We start from the raw sequence: 17,355 nt of genomic DNA on the forward strand, positions 1-17,355 counted from the left end.
AATTGACTGTGCTGAGTCTTTCGACTCAATGGTCACTTCGTTTCATTGAAACCTAATTTGATACCGCTTTCCGTTAAGAAAGAAACATCTAATTGGATTATCATCAACGAGTGCCCACACAGATTGATAGGTTCTTATTTTTAAAGAGCACACTCTGAAGTTCTCTTCAAAGTGGACGGCCATTTTAGCGAGATAACTTATCGTGTCAAACACTTTTTTAAGTTATTTCTCTGTGAGTTACTTTCTAACTCACTGACCTTGTTATCTCGACTTCGCTTTCTTTGCTTTCCCGTGACAACGGAGGCGCATTATAGGGAGTTCGTTTAGGAACACAACCCTATTTTTCAAAAAAACTTATCTTTTTGGTTCGTTCGTATAGAAAACAATCAAAACCCGATAAAAGTGCATCAAAAAGGGGGCTACCGCCCCCTAAACCTTGAACTTCGTCTCACTTTTCGCTGCATTAGTGAAATTATTGGTGAGCAATAATTTGGTCATTGTTCACAATCAGCTGTACTTTCTTATCTGGTAATATTTGACCAGCTAAGATTGATTTCGCTAGTGGGTTTTCGACATTTTGTTGAATGGCACGTTTTAAAGGACGCGCACCATAGACAGGATCGAAACCAACTTGAGCAATCAAATCGAGTGCTTTCTCGGACACCTCTAACTGGTAGCCTTTTTCTTCTAGGCGTTTCGCTAGACGATCTAGCTGAATAGAAGCAATCGACTTAATGTGCTCTTGACCAAGAGGATGGAAGACCACGCTTTCATCAACACGGTTTAAAAACTCTGGGCGGAAGTGTTTACTGACCACATCCATCACTTCATTCTTAATACCTTGGTAATCCAGAGTAGCAAAGTTCTCTTGGATGCGAGCTGAACCTAAGTTCGATGTCATGATCACTACAGTATTACGGAAATCAACCGTTCTACCCTGTCCATCAGTTAGTCGACCATCATCCAATACTTGCAGCAGAATATTGAACACATCTGGATGTGCCTTCTCTACTTCATCTAATAGGATGACAGAATAAGGTTTACGGCGAACCGCTTCTGTTAGATAACCACCCTCTTCATAACCAACGTAACCCGGAGGCGCACCAACTAGTCTTGCCACAGAGTGTTTCTCCATGAACTCTGACATGTCGATGCGTACCATTGCGTCTTCGCTATCGAACATAAAGCTCGCGAGTGTCTTACACAATTCCGTTTTGCCCACACCTGTTGGACCTAAGAATAAGAAGGAACCAATCGGTTTGTTCGGATCCGATAAGCCAGCTCGGCTACGACGAATTGCATTTGATACCACTTCAACCGCTTCCGCTTGACCAATCACGCGTTTGTGCAGTACCTCTTCCATGCGGAGCAGTTTTTCTTTTTCTGCTTCGAGCATTTTAGAAACGGGGATACCCGTTTGCTTAGAGAGTACTTCTGCAATCTCATTGTCCGTCACCTTGTTACGCAGCAGCGTCATCTCTTGCATTTCAGCTTGAGTAGCAAGATCGAGCTGTTTTTCAAGTTCAGGAATACGGCCATATTGCAGTTCCGACATGCGGTTTAGATCACCAGCTCGGCGTGCAAAATCCATATCCATTCGGGCTTGCTCTAACTCACTTTTAATATGTTGAGTGCCAGATAGTGCGGCTTTTTCAGCATTCCACACTTCTTCCAGCTCTGCATATTCACGTTCTTTCTCGTTCAACTCGTCGTTAAGCACGTCCAAGCGCTTTTCACTTGCTTCATCATGCTCGTTACTCAGTGCTTGCTGTTCGATCTTAAGTTGGATGATTTTACGTTCGAGTTTATCTAGAGATTCTGGCTTAGAGTCGATCTGTAGACGAATACTAGAAGCGGCTTCATCAATAAGGTCGATTGCTTTATCAGGCAATTGACGATCCGAAACATAGCGATGCGACAAACTTGCGGCAGCCACAATCGCTGGGTCGGTAATCTCTACGTGGTGGTGAAGCTCATAACGCTCTTTCAAACCACGAAGAATGGCAATCGTGTCTTCTACTGTTGGCTCATCCACTAGCACTTTTTGGAAACGACGCTCAAGTGCAGCATCTTTCTCTATATATTGGCGGTATTCGTCCAATGTAGTCGCGCCCACACAGTGGAGTTCACCACGGGCCAATGCTGGTTTTAGCATATTACCGGCATCCATAGAGCCCTCGCCCTTGCCCGCGCCAACCATGGTATGAAGCTCATCAATGAATAGAATGACGTTGCCTTCTTCTTTGGCTAGTTCATTCAATACCGACTTCAAACGCTCTTCAAATTCACCACGGTATTTTGCACCTGCAACAAGTGCGCCCATATCTAACGAAAGTACGCGGCGGCCACGTAGCCCCTCTGGTACTTCATTATTAATGATGCGCTGAGCCAAACCTTCAACGATAGCGGTTTTACCCACACCTGGTTCACCAATGATCACAGGGTTATTTTTAGTACGGCGCTGCAATACTTGGATGGTGCGGCGGATTTCATCATCACGGCCGATAACCGGATCCAACTTACCCTGCTCTGCACGTTCGGTAAGGTCTATGGTGAACTTTTCCAATGCTTGGCGTAGCTCTTCCGCGTTCGGGTCATTAACCTTTTGACCACCTCTGATCTTTTCGATCGCTTGGCTAACTTTTTGCTCGGTCAAGCCCATCTCTTTTAGTAGCTGACCAAGTGGGCCACGGTCTTCTAATGCTGCAAGCAAAAAGACTTCGGAAGAGATGTAGGAGTCCTGACGCTTTTGAGCCACTTTGTCGCACAAATTGAAAAGTGTACCCATAGAGCTAGACAGCTGAACATCACCGCCGATGCCACTGACTTTAGGCAGTCGGTCTAACATTTCGCTCAATTTAGAGCGTAGATGAGTTACGTCGACATCTAACATGGTTAGTAGTGGACGAATTGGGCTACCGTTCTGATCAAGCAATGCCACCATTAGGTGCACTGGTTCGATATATTGATGATCGCGCCCTAACGCTAGTGACTGAGCATCAGAGATAGCGATTTGAAACTTACTTGTGAATCTATCAAGACGCATATCTTTCTTCCTAACCTCAACTTAAGGAAATTCTTTTGACAGTTAGAAAGATGGATACGCAGAGAGGGAATTTCAAGGGAGTGAATTAATAAAGATAGCTTTGCAAAAATGAAGCTATGCATCTCAACACTTTTGCGTTGTAGTGATCAGTCCTCAATCCAAATAAAAGTAGCTTGTCGACCTGTCACACCATCACGGCGGTAGGAATAAAAGTCATTTTTGTCTTGGAAAGTACACAGGCCAGAGTCAAATACTTGAGTGACACCAAGTTTGTTGAGACGTTGAGTTGCAAGCTTAGACATATCCGCCAACCACTTACCTTCAACATTACGAGGTGTAAAGGCTTGATGAGCTTGTGAATCAAAATCCACAAAGGCTTGCAGAACATCTTCACCGACTTCAAATGCTTGAGGGCCAATTGCAGGACCAAGCCACGCCATTACCTCACCAGAAAACAACTCTAGTGCATTTTCAACGATACCATTTGCTAAGCCGCGCCAACCAGCATGAACAGCTGCTACTTGGGTACCTTGCGTATTGGTTAATAAAACAGGCAAACAATCCGCTGTCATGGCCGAACAAACAACCTGACTTGAAGAGGTAAAGACACCATCCGCATTCAGTACTTGCTTTGTAGGAGCGCTTGCTTGAGCTACAACAGTAGAATGGGTTTGGTTCAACCAGATTGGCGCACTAGGCATCTTTGCTTGCTGCGCCAACCAGTCACGGTTCTTTTCTACGATGGACAAGTCATCCCCAACATGCGCACCCAAATTTAGCCCTTGGTAAGGCGTCGCCGAAAAGCCGCCGACTCTGGTAGAGGCGAAGGCTTTAACGTTTTTTGGTGCTGGCCAGTTAGGAATAATTGTCTTCATATTAGAACTCGTCAGGTAGACCGAACTCTTCGGTATCTTTACGCAGCGCTTCTGTCATTTCTACCATGTCGTCAGGTACAGGAGCGTGGAACTCTAGCTCTTCACCAGTAACAGGGTGTTCAAAACGAAGCATTACCGCGTGCAGAGCTTGGCGGTCAAAGCCACGGATCATTTCCGTTAGCTCTTGTGATGCGCCAGTTGGGATGCGAGCACGACCACCGTAAGCAGTGTCACCTAATAGTGGATGCTGTAGGTAAGACATGTGTACACGGATTTGGTGTGTACGGCCCGTTTCTAGACGCAAGCGAATACGAGTATGCTCACGGAAATGTTCTGCCACACGGTAGTGAGTAACAGCATGTTTACCCATTGGGGCAACCGCCATTAGCGTACGTTTAGTAGAGTGACGACCAATTGGTTTATCTACTTTACCGCCCGCCGTCATACGACCGATTGCAATCGCTTCATACTCACGAGTGATGTTACGTTTTTGCAGCGCGCGTACTAGACGAGTTTGTGCTGGTACGGTTTTCGCTACCACCATTAGGCCTGTTGTATCTTTATCTAGACGATGCACAATACCTGCGCGAGGTACTTCGGCGATGTCTGGGTAATGATGCAACAATGCGTTTAATACAGTGCCATCTGGCGTACCCGCACCTGGGTGTACTACAAAATCACGAGGCTTGTTGATTACGATGATGTCTTCATCTTCGTAGACGATATCTAGAGGGATATCTTGTGCTTCCCAGCGTTCTTCATCTTCCAGCTCGGCTTGCAAGGTAATTTCCTCGCCACCCATTACTTTGGTGCGAGGTTTAGTGACAACTTCACCATTCACTTGTACTTTCCCTGCAAGCAACCACTCTTTCAAGCGAGAGCGAGAGAAGTCCGCGAATAATTCGGCGATAGCTTGGTCTAAACGTTGACCTAATTGGCTATCTTTTACGGTGTTGGTTAAAACAATCTGCTGAGCCATATCGAACTTTTTTAAAAACTGTGAGACTAATGCTCACGACTGTGGAAAAATAGACTATTACGTCATTGTATCTGTTACTGGAAAGAAAGTAACGGCAGCTTAAGAAATATTTAGATTCAAGGAACAGACTCCTGATATGAAACATCAGACTTTAACAGGCCTTTTAGCGGTATCCCTTCTGTTTGGCTGTGCAAGCAAAGAAGAAATCGTTCCTGATGTGCCACCTTCTGAACTGTATGCAGACGCGCAAACTTCTCTGCAAAGTGGTAACTGGCTTTCTGCCATCGAGAAATTAGAAGCTTTGGATTCGCGTTACCCGTTTGGTGCCTACTCTGAGCAGGTACAACTTGACCTTATCTACGCGTACTACAAAAACGATGACCTAGCACTAGGTCTGGCAACGATCTCTCGCTTTATGCGTTTGAACCCAACTCACGAAAAAATGGACTGGGTTTTATACATGCGCGGTTTGAGCCACATGGCACAAGACCGTAACTTCATGCATGACCTGTTCAACGTAGACCGTAGTGACCGTGACCCAGAGCCAGTAAAGAAAGCATTTGATGATTTCAAAAAGCTGCTCGATCGTTACCCGAATAGCCCTTATGCGGAAGACTCGCAAAAACGCATGGTGGCATTGAAGAACCGCCTTGCTGATTACGATCTTGCAACCGCAGACTTCTACTTACGTCGTGAAGCATGGATTGCAGCAATCAACCGTGCGCAAGAGCTACAAAAAGCGTTTCCTGATACAGAAGCCGCTCGTAAGTCACTTGAGATTCAGCTAGAAGCTTACAAGCAGTTGAAACTGGATGATTCAGTTGCCAGAACTGAAGAGCTGATAAAGCTCAACCCAGTTAACTAATCTTAAGCCGCCACAGTCCCACACTGTGGCGGTTTTGTTTTATTCCGCATTAATTTTTGTTTTATCCTTTCTCGTTATCACATTCACTTCCTTGATGATTTTTTAAGCGACACATATGCTTAAAGTTCTCCTTCACCATCAACATGGATGTGAACGTGACACTATCAAAGTTATGGACGGGACTGTTGATCCTACTCTCCGCGTCGAGTTTTGCTCTCGAGCTATCTCCTCTTAGACAGCCGCCTTACACGGGTGATCTCGATGTCATTAAAGAAAAAAACGTCTTGCGTGTGTTGGTATCTGCCGATTTGGGTTTCTATTACATAGAGGGAGGAGAACCAAAAGGGATTGGCGCCGAGTTGCTTGCGCATTTTGAGAGAGATTTACGCAAACTCAAACCTAAGATCAATATTCAAATCATTCCTGTATCTCGTGATGAGCTGCTTCCCTCCCTTGAACAAGGGTTAGGAGATTTGGTTGTTGCGAATCTCACCATTACCGACGCACGTAAGAAGTTGGTTGATTTTAGTGATCCTGCCATCACGGGCATTGAAGAATGGGTAATCACTAATAAGAAAACACCAGTGATGACCAAGCTTGATCAGCTAAGCGGCAAGGAAATATGGGTACGTGCCAGTTCAAGTTACTTCGAGAGCATTCAGGCTCTAAACAAACAACTTAATAAGAAAGGCTTACCACCTGTTGTTGTGCATTTCATAGAAGAAACACTACAAGACTACGAATTGGTAGGAATGCTCAACAATGGCTATGTCAAAGCCATCGTTCTTGATAGCCACAAAGCTAAGTTGTGGATGAGCTTTATGGACGATATCCGTGCTCATACCAAAATCCCAATCCGTAAAGGCGGTGAGATCGCCTGGGCAATGCGTCACGACAGCCCCGAGCTAATGAAAGTAGTGAACAAATTCATTCGCACAGCCAAATCTGGCACCTTACTTGGTAACGTCATTTACGGTAAGTACATCGACAACACCAATTGGTTAAACAAGGCATTGAACCCGAAAAAGATTGCTCAGCTTGAAAAGCTCTCTGCTCTGTTTTCTAAATATGGGGAGAAGTACGACTTTGATTATCTGCTGATCGCTGCAGTGGCTTATCAAGAGTCGGGGTTCGATAACAACTTAGCGTCTAGCCGTGGCGCTGTCGGTATCATGCAAATCTTACCAAGCACAGCGAGTGACCCGAACGTAAACATAAAAAACATTCGTAACTTGGAAAACAATGTTCATGCAGGCGTGAAATACATGGCGTTCCTGCGCCGCTACTACTTCAGTGATGAAGCAATCAGCAAAGAGAACAAACTCTACTTAACACTCGCAGCATACAATGCCGGGCCAGGAAACGTTGAAAGAATGCGTAAGCGCGCGACTCAACAAGGCTACGATCCCAATGTTTGGTTTAACAACGTTGAGGTGGTGACGCGTAGGAGCTTGGGGGAAACGGTGAGATATGTGACCAATGTGAATCGCTACTACGTGATTTACAAGCAACTAGAGAGCCTTGATCTCGCGAAAACGCTGGATAACGTTTTACTTGTTCCAGACGATCCCGTTTTTATGACGCCGCTGAGACGAGTCAGTCAAACCCCATAAACAGAGAAACTCTAAATAGAAAACCAAAAACGCCGCTCAACGAATTAAGCGGCGTTTTTGAATCTAACTTACTGTGCACTTTAAGAGTGATCTGATTCACACCTTTGTTCTGGTTAATTTTTAACTAACTAGAATTACAGGCCGTATAACTCCCCTAAAAACGGGTTAGTTTTCAGCTCAGTACTCTACCCAATCTAATGATTTCGAATCCGATAACAAGCAATTTTCACATAAATCTCAGCAGTTCTTGAGTGAGATCACATTCATTTTCCATCTCCAAAAAGCCGCCCAAAATAGTGATCTAAATCACATTCTTTTATCCTCAAAGCGGTAATCTGAATTCAACCCATGAGGGATGAAACAGAGGAAAAACATTTATGACAATGAACATCACTGGTAAAAACATCGAAATCACCTCTGCAATCCGTGCTCATATTGAGAGCAAATTTAAAAAGCTGGAGAAATGGCAAGTAGACATCATTGGATGCCAAGCAACTTTCAGTGAGGAACCAAACAAACAGAAGAAATTCGAAGCCGTTATCAAAGTTCCTAAAGGCCAGCTAATCGCCTCAGCAACTCACGAAGATCTTTACGCAGCTATCAATGAAGTGGAGCAAAAACTAGAACGACAACTGAATAAGCTGACCCACAAACCTGAAGCTCGACGTGCGAATAAGCCTGAGCTAGTGGAAGAAGAAGAGTAAACCGTCCAGATTGAGGAAGTAGCGCCGAAAGGCGCTATTTTTTTGCTTGACGCTCCCCGCCTGCTTGCTTATTGTGTTTAAACACTCACAAATTAAGCACTATTTATGCATTCAACAAACCTGTTTCTTTTTGACTTCTTTTTCCTTCCATAGTTGGAGGGGCTAACTCGTTTGTGAAAGAAAAGTCAAAAACAAACAGAAAGCCTCCCAAATCGGGGGGCTTTTTTTATAAGGAAAGAATTGATGACTGACCAACCTATTTCCCTGGAAGAAATTCGTTTACGTTTGAATGAGCTGGATGACGAGCTGCTAAGCCTGTTGTCAGAACGCCGCAAGCTCAGTATTGAAGTCGCTAAAAGCAAAGTTCAAACGTCGAAACCTGTTCGTGATGCAGTCCGTGAACAACAACTTCTAGTAAAACTGATCACCAACGGCCGTGATAAATACGAACTCGACGCTCAGTACATCACCAAACTTTTCCACACCATCATTGAAGATTCTGTTCTTCTTCAACAAAGCTACTTGCAGAACCTAGTTAATCCACAGCAAAGTCGCAAGCCTCTTGCTCGCGTTGCTTTCCTTGGTGCCAAGGGCTCTTATTCGCACCTTGCTAGCCGCGAATACTTCAGCCGTAAGAATACAGAACTGATTGAACTCAATTGTGAACACTTCAAAGAAGTGACTCAGACGGTGGAATCTGGTCATGCAGACTACGGCGTACTTCCAATTGAAAACACTAGCTCTGGCTCGATCAACGAAGTTTACGACCTACTGCAACACACAACGCTGTACATCGTTGGCGAACTGACTCAACCAATTGAGCATTGCCTCGTAGCAACCAAAGACATTCGTCTTGAGAACATCAAAACACTTTACTCACATCCGCAACCACACCAGCAATGCAGCGAGTTCTTAAGCCGCATGAAAGGCGTGAAGCTAGAGTCCTGCGCAAGCACTGCAGATGCGATGCAAAAGGTACAAGAGCTTAACCGTGACGACGTTGCGGCAATTGGTAATGCTTCAAGCGGTAAACTTTACGGCTTACAAGCCATTCAAGGCAACATCGCAAACCAAACAGAAAACCACACTCGCTTTATCGTTGTCGCACGTAAACCTGTAGAAGTATCGACGCAGATTCCGGCGAAGACCACATTGATCATGTCAACGTCGCAGCAAGCTGGCTCTCTGGTTCAGACACTCTTGGTTCTTCAGCGTTACGACATCAACATGACCAAACTAGAATCACGTCCAATTATGGGCAATCCATGGGAAGAGATGTTCTACGTAGACCTTGAATCTCACCTAGGTTCTAGCGAGATGCAGCAAGCGATTGATGAGCTAACTAAGATCACTAAGCACTTGAAAGTGTTAGGTTGTTACCCAAGCGAGAATGTAAAGCCCACTCAAGTAAAGCTGAGCTAAAGGACTATTGTAAGTAAAAAGAACATGGTAGGTAAAAAGATCATGGCAACCCAAAAAGTCGTTATCGCGTCCCTAAACCCAGCGAAAATCAAGGCTGTAGAGAGTGCTTTTCAAAGCGCTTTCTCAGAGCAAAGTTTTGAGTTTGTTGGTGTCAGTGTTCCAAGTGAAGTGGCAGACCAACCGATGTCTAATGATGAAACGCATCTTGGCGCATTGAACCGAGTTCGTAACGCCAAAGCAGAAATGCCAAATGCGGATTTCTATGTCGGTTTAGAGGCAGGAATTGAAGGCAAAGTCACATTTGCTTGGATGGTGATTGAGTCTGACACGCATCGTGGGGAGTCTCGCTCTGCTAGCTTGATGCTACCACCAGAAGTGCTCCAAAAACTTGAACATGCCAATGAGCTTGGCGATGTGATGGATGAGGTATTTGGTACCGACAACATCAAACAGAAAGGTGGCGCAATTGGTCTACTGACTCAAAACCAACTGACGCGCAGTTCGGTCTATCATCAAGCGTTGATTCTGGCGTTGATTCCTTTTACCAACCCTGAACATTTCCCGGCGAATCTATAACTGCACGGGGCTTATCACGAGCTTTAAAGCTCATAGCAGCGAATAGCACACATTAAAAAGGGCGAAGATTCCGCCCTTTTTGCTGCCTGTAACTCAGAGAGTTCAACTCAAAGATTATTGAGCCCCCTGCTCTAGCAATGTCTTGAGTTTGTCTTTGTCCGCATCAGATTTCGACTTTAACTCATTCGAACCACGAGTGATGGTGGCAATTCCCACTCCAAGCATTTGACTGATTTGACGCTGAGACAGCTCACCTTTGAGCAACTCATTCAGAATGTTGACGCGTGCGGTGAGCGATTCTCTTTCATCCGGCGTCATTAACATGGTCAACAACATCTCGTGTTGCTGGTTATCCACGCTAGAACGGATCAGTTCGACAATCTGTTGCCAGTCTTTGTACTCAGGTTCGTGTGACATCAAGTTACCTCACTCAATACTTGGTATTGATCTCATTTGGGGTCAAGAACGAACCATCTACACCTAAAAGGTCGCGGTAGTAAGTTTCAAACATCAAAATGTTCTGCACATAACCACGCGTCTCTTTAAATGAAATTGCTTCAATAAAGGAATAAGCGTCGACTTTTCCTTGTGTTCGATCTCGCCACATTTTTACTCGGTTAGGTCCTGCATTATAAGCAGCGAGCGCGAAAATACGATTATTATCGTAATCCTCCATCAAACCTTGTAGATAGTGGCTACCAATCTCGATGTTCTTGCCCACGTTGTAAAGGTCTTGCGTACCTTGATACTTGAGCTTGTACTTGTTCGCCGTGTACTTAGCCGTCGCAGGCATAATTTGCATTAGGCCACGAGCACCAACAGGCGAACGCGCCTCGGAATCCAATGCACTTTCTTGTCGAGCGAGGGACATCATCGTAATCGGGTCGATGTTGTGTTTCTCAGCGTAGAAGTTAAACCACCAGCGATGCGCCACCGGGAAACGTAATGGGATGTTATCCCACATCTCCGCCTGAATACTCGCAATCACGGTGAGGTTGTGCCAACGCTTAGAAGCAGCATAAGCGGCAAGTTGCGTTTTCTCTTCTTTGCTCACACGACGAAGCAAATGGGTCCATTCACTCTTCGCTGCGGCAATTTTGTCGGTCGCGATAAGCTCTTCAATACGTGCCAAAGATTTCTGGTATGGCTGAACGGCTTTCTTGTCTAACTTAACGGAACTTGATGGGTACTTAATTGACTGACCAATCGCATTGGCCGCTGCAACGCTGTAAAAGTTACGTTGGCCGACCAATTTCGACAAACGTTGCTTACCCGCAGTTGCATCGCCTAAAGCGATTTCACTACGACCTAGCCAGTATTGCCACCGAAGCGTTGCCTGTTCCTTGTCATTTAAAACCGCAATCCATTTCTGTACGCCTTTCCAATCGCCGTTTTGAATCGACAAACGAATGCGGCTTTCAATCAAGGGTAAGTTCTTACTCGACTTCGTTTTATCATCACGCCAATTTGCTAATGAGTCCGACTCAGTACGAATCAAACGGATCGCAATGTAGTCAGCCAGAGCTTGCGCTTTCTCAGGGGAGAGCTTTTGACCTTTCACAACTGCAGCATACGCATCTTGCGCTTGCTTGGTATTTTTACGAGCCAACTTCTCTAACGCATATTCACTCTGAGCGCGATTGAAGTCATTAGCAGGTTGTTTCTTAGCAAATGCAGCGACCGTTTCTGGTTTATCAAACAGCGCTTTCATTGCTTTAGCTTGCTGCTTCGCTTTGGCTGATTCTGGCAGTTTTTGCAGGTAACTCATTAAGCCACCATTACGAGCATCAAACGCCAGCAGCATACGCTGAAGAATCAGCTCATCGGTGCGCTCACCCGCTTTGTCCCACGCTGAGAACAATGGATCACACTCGTCGGCGATACTTTTGCCGCGCAGCCACATGTGCTCTGCGCCTTTAAAGGCAGCAACTTGTTTACCCTGCTCTAATTGAGCGACATAAAAAATACACTGGTAACGCTCACCACTTGGCTCCACTTTTTGGAACTCGGTAATGGTTTTCCAATCTTTCTGACGATAAAGGTTATCTAAGTAAGGGGCGCGAATTCGACGTGAGAATGGAAAAGCCTCGTGGTCATTAATAAATTCGTCTACCTGTTGTGGAGACTTACTCGATAATTGCCTCAGAAACACCCGGTAATCCACATAAGGTGTCAGTGGATAGTCGGCGATTTTAGAACGGATAGATAAGTAACCATCAATGTCGTTCTTATCTAATAAATCCTGAGCTTGCTCATAGACTTGGCGCTGTTTTTCAAGGCTCAGCGCAGCGTTTGCTGACACGCTTACCGCACATAAAGCGGCTGCGTAGCATACTCTTTTAGCCAATTCAGATACGTTGAATCTCATGTGCGTCATTTTCCCCAGACGTTTATCGCTTCACTTCTTACCACTGGTGAATACAAGGCGCGGTAAGTCATAAAGCATATGCATCTATTTACACCGTATTAAGTTCTTATTGTAAAGCGACTTGATGTAATAAATGTTGTACTCGTAAAACTTTAGAACCCTTCAAAGCAAATAGATTCCCGACAATTCATCCATCCCGATGAAGAGTGGGTATTTGAATTAAAGGTGAACAAGAAAAGTGTATACCCTAAAGTTGGGAGTTTCCGGTCAGCGATGAAGAAGAAATCACACAAGATGCTAATTTCTTGCAATCCGGTAACAAAACTCAAGGAGTTGGTATAAAATAGAGCCTTTGAATGACAGTTAATTTAGGAACGATCGGCAATGGCTGAATACGTATATACCATGTCGCGGGTGAGCAAAATTGTGCCACCTAAGCGTCAAATTCTTAAAGACATCTCTCTAAGCTTCTTCCCAGGTGCAAAAATCGGTGTTCTAGGTCTGAACGGTGCAGGTAAATCTACGCTGCTACGTATCATGGCGGGTATCGATACTGATATCGATGGTGAAGCACGCCCACAACCGGGACTAAACGTAGGTTACCTACCACAGGAACCTGTTCTGGACGAGTCAAAGACCGTTCGTGAAATCGTTGAAGAAGCCGTTGCAGATGTTGCTGGCGCACTTAAGCGCTTGGATGCGGTATACGCTGCGTATGCAGAACCAGATGCCGATTTTGATGCACTTGCAAAAGAACAGGGTGAACTAGAAGCGCTAATCCAAGCGAAAGATGGTCACAACCTAGATAACGCACTAGAACGTGCTGCTGATGCACTTCGCCTTCCTGAATGGGATCAAAAGATCCAACATTTATCAGGTGGTGAGCGTCGCCGTGTTGCTATCTGTCGTCTTCTTCTTGAAAAGCCAGACATGCTGCTACTCGACGAACCAACCAACCACTTGGATGCTGAGTCTGTTGCATGGCTAGAACGCTTCCTAGTTGATTACACTGGTACTGTAGTTGCGATTACCCACGACCGTTACTTCCTAGATAACGCAGCGGGTTGGATCCTAGAACTTGACCGTGGTGAAGGTATTCCATGGGAAGGTAACTACACGTCTTGGCTAGAGCAAAAAGATGCGCGTCTACAACAAGAAGCATCGCAAGAAAAAGCTCGTCAAAAGACCATCGAGAAAGAACTTGAGTGGGTTCGTCAAAACCCTAAAGGTCGTCAGGCGAAATCTAAAGCACGTATGGCGCGCTTTGAAGAGCTACAAAACACTGACCACCAAAAACGTAACGAAACCAACGAGCTGTTCATCCCACCAGGTGAGCGTCTAGGTGATAAAGTTATCGAAGTGAACAACCTGACTAAGTCATTCGACGGTCGTGTTCTTATCGATGACCTATCGTTCAGCATGCCTAAGGGTGCAATCGTAGGTATCATCGGTGCTAACGGTGCAGGTAAATCGACTCTATTCAAGATGCTGAGCGGCACTGAGCAGCCAGACTCAGGTACGATTGAGCTTGGTGAAACAGTGAAATTAGCGTCTGTTGAGCAGTTCCGTGACTCAATGAACGACAAGAACACGGTATTCCAAGAGATTTCTGAAGGCGCTGACATCATCAAGATCAACAACTTCGAAATCCCTGCACGTGCTTACTGTTCTCGCTTTAACTTCAAAGGCTCTGATCAACAGAAAGTTATCGGCGAGCTTTCTGGTGGTGAGCGTAACCGTGTGCACCTTGCTAAGCTGCTTAAAGCTGGCGGTAACGTACTGCTACTCGATGAGCCAACCAACGACCTTGACGTTGAAACACTACGTGCACTAGAAGAAGCACTACTAGAGTTCCCTGGCTGTGCAATGGTTATCTCGCACGACCGTTGGTTCCTAGATCGTATTGCAACGCACATCATCGACTACCGCGATGAAGGCCAAGTTAACTTCTACGAAGGTAACTACAACGAGTACATGGAATGGCTGAAGAAGACCCTTGGTCCTGAAGCAGCTGAACCACACCGCATCAAATACAAGCGCGTATCGAAGTAATTTCGGTTATAAGATGAGTGTGCGGTATATCACCTTACGCTCACCTTTGCTTGTAATTCGTACAAAGGTCGCTATCATAGCGGCCTTTGTTGTATGTGTTGCATAAATGGCTCAAATTGGCATTTTTTCAATTAAGAGCTTGACCTTTAGCAATCGTAACTCTGTGCTAGCTCGATATTTTAAGAACAAAAATTGAACAGTTTTTGTTCTGTTTGATATAGTCTTCGACTGATTTGACGACTTAATGAGAAAGCTCTATGACGGAGAGACGACGCTTTTCACGCATTATCTATCAAGTTTCAGCTTTATTGGAACAAGGTGACTTGGCATTACAAGCCACGATTCAAGATCTCTCATTACATGGCTTGTTGTTAAAAGCTGAAAATGCAAGTTCACTTGAACCGTCACGTAAGGTAGATGTTGCGTTCTCGTTTGCTCAATCAGAGCAAGTGATGCAGCTAACCGCCAACATCATATCGATTATAGATAACGAGATTAGGCTAAAGATCAACAACATAGACATCGATAGTATTAGCCAACTAAAACGATTTATAGAATTGAATGTAGGCAATAACGAGCTTCTGAATCGAGAGTTAGAGCATCTTTCAGATTTAGGGGAAGAATAAATTGAACGCCTACTTTAGTAACAATAACCATGTCTAAAAAAATCATCATGCAGATCCCGACTAAAGACGGGAATCAGCAATTTCATTTGGGTCGCCTTTCGATCCTAGCTATCTGTGCGTCAGTCGTTGCACTGCCCGCTGTTGTTGGTGGTGCTTGGTACCTGCATCAAAAGCAGATTCATGACACACAAGCACTCAATCAAACCATCGCAAAGCTAGAGAGCGAGAAAGCTGAAATCTCCGTGTTGTACGAAGAGCAGTTAGATACCAACCACTCTCTTTCTCAGTCCTTAACCGATAAAAACAACCAGATTCAATTGCTAGGCAAGCGTGTATTTGATGTTGAGTCTGTGTTGGGTTTAGCAGATGAAGAGCTGAGCACCGATGAACATGCACTGGAAGAACGCATTGATGCTGCGGCAATCGATTCTGCAGTTCGTGCGACCATGTTCCGTTTGATTCCAAACGACAGCCCAATGACTTATCAACGTATCTCCTCTCCTTTTGGCAGTCGTGTCAATCCAATCACGGGCAAACGTCATGTTCATACAGGTATAGACCTAACGTGTAAGCGTGGAGAACAGATCCTTGCGCCGGCAGACGGTGTGGTAGAAACGGTTCGTCCAGGTAACCGTGGGTATGGTAACTACCTCACGCTGCGTCACTCGTTTGGCTTTTCTAGCTCCTTTGCTCACTTGAGCAAATTCAGTGTGAAGAGTGGAGAGTTCGTCAGTAAAGGCGATGTGATTGCGAAATGTGGTAACTCTGGTAACTCAACTGGTCCGCACCTGCACTATGAAGTGCGCTTCTTAGGCCGAGCATTAAACCCACAATACTTGATGGATTGGACGCCAGAGAACTTTAACTACGCGTTCGAGAAAGAGAAGAAGGTGAAGTGGGGTCCGTTGGTTCAGTTGATTGATAACGTGGTTCGTCTGCAAATCAACCTTACTAACTCACCTTACCGTGATACCAGCATCAGCACAGTATCGAGTGAAGATAACAGTGCCACATCAACCAACTGATCATCACGAAACATACGAATAAAAAAGAGCAGCGAATAAGCTGCTCTTTTTACATTCAAAATCGATTTTTATCCACGATGGATATTGTCATTAGCCTGTTTGAGCAAGTTCTGACTTTCGTTCATGAATTGCTGCGAGTAATCACCAAACCAGTCACTCACTTGTTCGAAGCTTTCGACAAACTCAGCCTTGTCTTTACTGTCTAAAACAGACAACGCTTCACCAAAGCGTTGGTGGAAACGCTTAATCATGTCGATGTTTTCTTGTGATGAAAGAATGATGTCACCGTAGAGGTTTGGATCTTGACCAAACAGACGCCCTACCATCGCTAGCTCCAAACGGTAAATCGGCGAGCTCAGCTTTAATAGTTGTTCAATGTTCGGGTTCTCTTTGCTTAGGTGCATACCGTAAGCGAAAGAAGTGAAGTGGCGCAGCGCCTGAATCAAAGTCATGCCATGATCGTGCTCTTGCGCATCGATTTGGCACAAGCTTGCGCCCCAAATTCCAAACTGTTGCAATAGCCATTGGTATTGCTCATTACCACGACCGTCACAGTAGACAATCACCTGCTTCGCTAGGCTCGGAACATCTGGACCAAACATTGGGTGCAAACCAACAACCGGACCTTGGTGCACATTCAACATTGCTTGCAGCGGCTTAGACTTGATAGAAGTCAGGTCACAAAGAATGCAATCTTGTGGCAGGTTACCGAGCTTCTCAATCACACCTTCTGTTAGGTGAATCGGCACTGTAACTACCACCAACCCCGCATCTTTTAGGATGTCTTCGGCCTGATCCCAGTCTTTGCTGCCCAGTACTTTAACTTGGTAACCAGATAGTTTGAACATTCGACCAAACAGACCACCTAATTGACCATTACCACCAATAATGACCACTGAGCGAAGTTCTGGGTTCAAACACTTAAATCCGGAATCTTTCTCGCTGGCATAAGACTCACGCATTGTTCGACGAAGAATGTCTTCAATCAGCTGTGGAGGGATCCCCATTTTTTCAGCTTCAGCTCGTCGTGATGCCAGCATTGCGGCTTCACGATCTGGGGCATAAATTGGCAAACCGTGTTCGCTTTTTACTTCACCCACTTTCTCTACTAGCGCTAAACGCTGAGCAAGTAGCTCTAGCATTTGCTTGTCGACTGCATCAATCTGATCGCGTAATGCGTTAAGTTCAACTGCCATTGATGTTC

The 17,355-nt window shown here is 45.1% G+C and carries 14 protein-coding genes and 1 other annotated feature; of the genes, 8 read left to right on the top strand and 6 right to left on the bottom strand.

The window, feature by feature from the left end; all coding sequences use genetic code 11:
- Positions 1–472 precede the first annotated feature (472 nt).
- The 3 genes from clpB to rluD form a co-directional block, all read right to left on the bottom strand.
- Positions 473–3,046, bottom strand: a complete 2,574-nt coding sequence (gene clpB / locus VCHENC03_RS02875) for an ATP-dependent chaperone ClpB (protein ID WP_005440616.1) — start codon at positions 3,044–3,046, stop codon at positions 473–475.
- A gap of 146 nt (positions 3,047–3,192) precedes the next feature.
- Positions 3,193–3,921, bottom strand: coding sequence for a peptidoglycan editing factor PgeF (gene pgeF / locus VCHENC03_RS02870; RefSeq protein ID WP_009707675.1), 729 nt, complete (start codon positions 3,919–3,921; stop codon positions 3,193–3,195).
- Position 3,922: 1 nt separating this feature from the next.
- A complete protein-coding gene (rluD, locus tag VCHENC03_RS02865) occupies positions 3,923–4,900 on the bottom strand; it encodes a 23S rRNA pseudouridine(1911/1915/1917) synthase RluD (RefSeq protein WP_005440614.1) in 978 nt (325 codons plus the stop codon).
- A gap of 136 nt (positions 4,901–5,036) precedes the next feature.
- Here rluD and VCHENC03_RS02860 point away from each other — a divergent pair, with 136 nt between their 5' ends.
- The 5 genes from VCHENC03_RS02860 (at position 5,037) to yjjX (ending at position 10,080) form a co-directional block, all read left to right on the top strand.
- Positions 5,037–5,765: an outer membrane protein assembly factor BamD gene (locus tag VCHENC03_RS02860; RefSeq protein ID WP_009707676.1), complete on the top strand. Its 729-nt coding sequence runs from the start codon at positions 5,037–5,039 to the stop codon at positions 5,763–5,765.
- 143 nt (positions 5,766–5,908) lie between these two features.
- Entirely contained in the window at positions 5,909–7,378 is a 1,470-nt protein-coding gene (locus VCHENC03_RS02855; RefSeq protein WP_032803072.1) for a lytic transglycosylase F, read from the top strand.
- A gap of 377 nt (positions 7,379–7,755) precedes the next feature.
- Positions 7,756–8,082, top strand: coding sequence for a ribosome hibernation-promoting factor, HPF/YfiA family (gene hpf, locus VCHENC03_RS02850; RefSeq protein ID WP_005447957.1), 327 nt, complete (start codon positions 7,756–7,758; stop codon positions 8,080–8,082).
- 108 nt (positions 8,083–8,190) lie between these two features.
- Positions 8,191–8,312 (top strand) — a sequence feature (Phe leader region).
- 13 nt (positions 8,313–8,325) lie between these two features.
- Positions 8,326–9,504, top strand: a complete 1,179-nt coding sequence (gene pheA / locus VCHENC03_RS02845; RefSeq protein ID WP_009707679.1) for a prephenate dehydratase — start codon at positions 8,326–8,328, stop codon at positions 9,502–9,504.
- Between the two features lie 42 nt (positions 9,505–9,546).
- Positions 9,547–10,080: an inosine/xanthosine triphosphatase gene (yjjX, locus tag VCHENC03_RS02840; RefSeq protein WP_009707680.1), complete on the top strand. Its 534-nt coding sequence runs from the start codon at positions 9,547–9,549 to the stop codon at positions 10,078–10,080.
- Between the two features lie 114 nt (positions 10,081–10,194).
- Here the strand turns inward: yjjX and trpR are convergent, their stop codons facing one another.
- Positions 10,195–10,497 carry a trp operon repressor gene (gene trpR / locus VCHENC03_RS02835; protein WP_005440603.1) on the bottom strand — a complete coding sequence of 101 codons (303 nt, stop codon included), beginning with the start codon at positions 10,495–10,497 and terminating at the stop codon, positions 10,195–10,197.
- Between the two features lie 13 nt (positions 10,498–10,510).
- Positions 10,511–12,457, bottom strand: a complete 1,947-nt coding sequence (locus VCHENC03_RS02830) for a transglycosylase SLT domain-containing protein (RefSeq protein WP_032803074.1) — start codon at positions 12,455–12,457, stop codon at positions 10,511–10,513.
- Positions 12,458–12,832: 375 nt separating this feature from the next.
- Here VCHENC03_RS02830 and ettA point away from each other — a divergent pair, with 375 nt between their 5' ends.
- The 3 genes from ettA (at position 12,833) to VCHENC03_RS02815 (ending at position 16,151) form a co-directional block, all read left to right on the top strand.
- Complete coding sequence (gene ettA, locus VCHENC03_RS02825) at positions 12,833–14,500, top strand: energy-dependent translational throttle protein EttA (RefSeq protein WP_005425335.1); 1,668 nt, start codon at positions 12,833–12,835, stop codon at positions 14,498–14,500.
- 257 nt (positions 14,501–14,757) lie between these two features.
- A complete protein-coding gene (locus VCHENC03_RS02820; protein ID WP_009707682.1) occupies positions 14,758–15,126 on the top strand; it encodes a PilZ domain-containing protein in 369 nt (122 codons plus the stop codon).
- 29 nt (positions 15,127–15,155) lie between these two features.
- Entirely contained in the window at positions 15,156–16,151 is a 996-nt protein-coding gene (locus VCHENC03_RS02815; RefSeq protein ID WP_009707683.1) for a M23 family metallopeptidase, read from the top strand.
- A gap of 68 nt (positions 16,152–16,219) precedes the next feature.
- On the opposite strand, the gene tyrA is transcribed toward VCHENC03_RS02815, so the two are convergent.
- Positions 16,220–17,347, bottom strand: a complete 1,128-nt coding sequence (gene tyrA / locus VCHENC03_RS02810; protein ID WP_009707684.1) for a bifunctional chorismate mutase/prephenate dehydrogenase — start codon at positions 17,345–17,347, stop codon at positions 16,220–16,222.
- Positions 17,348–17,355: the final 8 nt, after the last annotated feature.

The organism is Vibrio sp. HENC-03, assembly GCF_000305755.2.
GTDB lineage: Bacteria > Pseudomonadota > Gammaproteobacteria > Enterobacterales > Vibrionaceae > Vibrio > Vibrio owensii.

Bases quoted from the DNA above. Each gene is read 5' to 3' on its own strand.
- VCHENC03_RS02830 (WP_032803074.1), bottom strand. From the start codon at position 12,457: ATGACGCACATGAGATTCAACGTATCTGAATTGGCTAAAAGAGTATGC.
- rluD (WP_005440614.1), bottom strand. From the start codon at position 4,900: ATGGCTCAGCAGATTGTTTTAACCAACACCGTAAAAGATAGCCAATTA.
- trpR (WP_005440603.1), bottom strand. From the start codon at position 10,497: ATGTCACACGAACCTGAGTACAAAGACTGGCAACAGATTGTCGAACTG.
- tyrA (WP_009707684.1), bottom strand. From the start codon at position 17,347: ATGGCAGTTGAACTTAACGCATTACGCGATCAGATTGATGCAGTCGAC.
- hpf (WP_005447957.1), top strand. From the start codon at position 7,756: ATGACAATGAACATCACTGGTAAAAACATCGAAATCACCTCTGCAATC.
- pgeF (WP_009707675.1), bottom strand. From the start codon at position 3,921: ATGAAGACAATTATTCCTAACTGGCCAGCACCAAAAAACGTTAAAGCC.
- pheA (WP_009707679.1), top strand. From the start codon at position 8,326: ATGACTGACCAACCTATTTCCCTGGAAGAAATTCGTTTACGTTTGAAT.
- VCHENC03_RS02815 (WP_009707683.1), top strand. From the start codon at position 15,156: ATGTCTAAAAAAATCATCATGCAGATCCCGACTAAAGACGGGAATCAG.
- VCHENC03_RS02855 (WP_032803072.1), top strand. From the start codon at position 5,909: ATGGATGTGAACGTGACACTATCAAAGTTATGGACGGGACTGTTGATC.
- ettA (WP_005425335.1), top strand. From the start codon at position 12,833: ATGGCTGAATACGTATATACCATGTCGCGGGTGAGCAAAATTGTGCCA.
- VCHENC03_RS02820 (WP_009707682.1), top strand. From the start codon at position 14,758: ATGACGGAGAGACGACGCTTTTCACGCATTATCTATCAAGTTTCAGCT.
- yjjX (WP_009707680.1), top strand. From the start codon at position 9,547: ATGGCAACCCAAAAAGTCGTTATCGCGTCCCTAAACCCAGCGAAAATC.
- clpB (WP_005440616.1), bottom strand. From the start codon at position 3,046: ATGCGTCTTGATAGATTCACAAGTAAGTTTCAAATCGCTATCTCTGAT.
- VCHENC03_RS02860 (WP_009707676.1), top strand. From the start codon at position 5,037: ATGAAACATCAGACTTTAACAGGCCTTTTAGCGGTATCCCTTCTGTTT.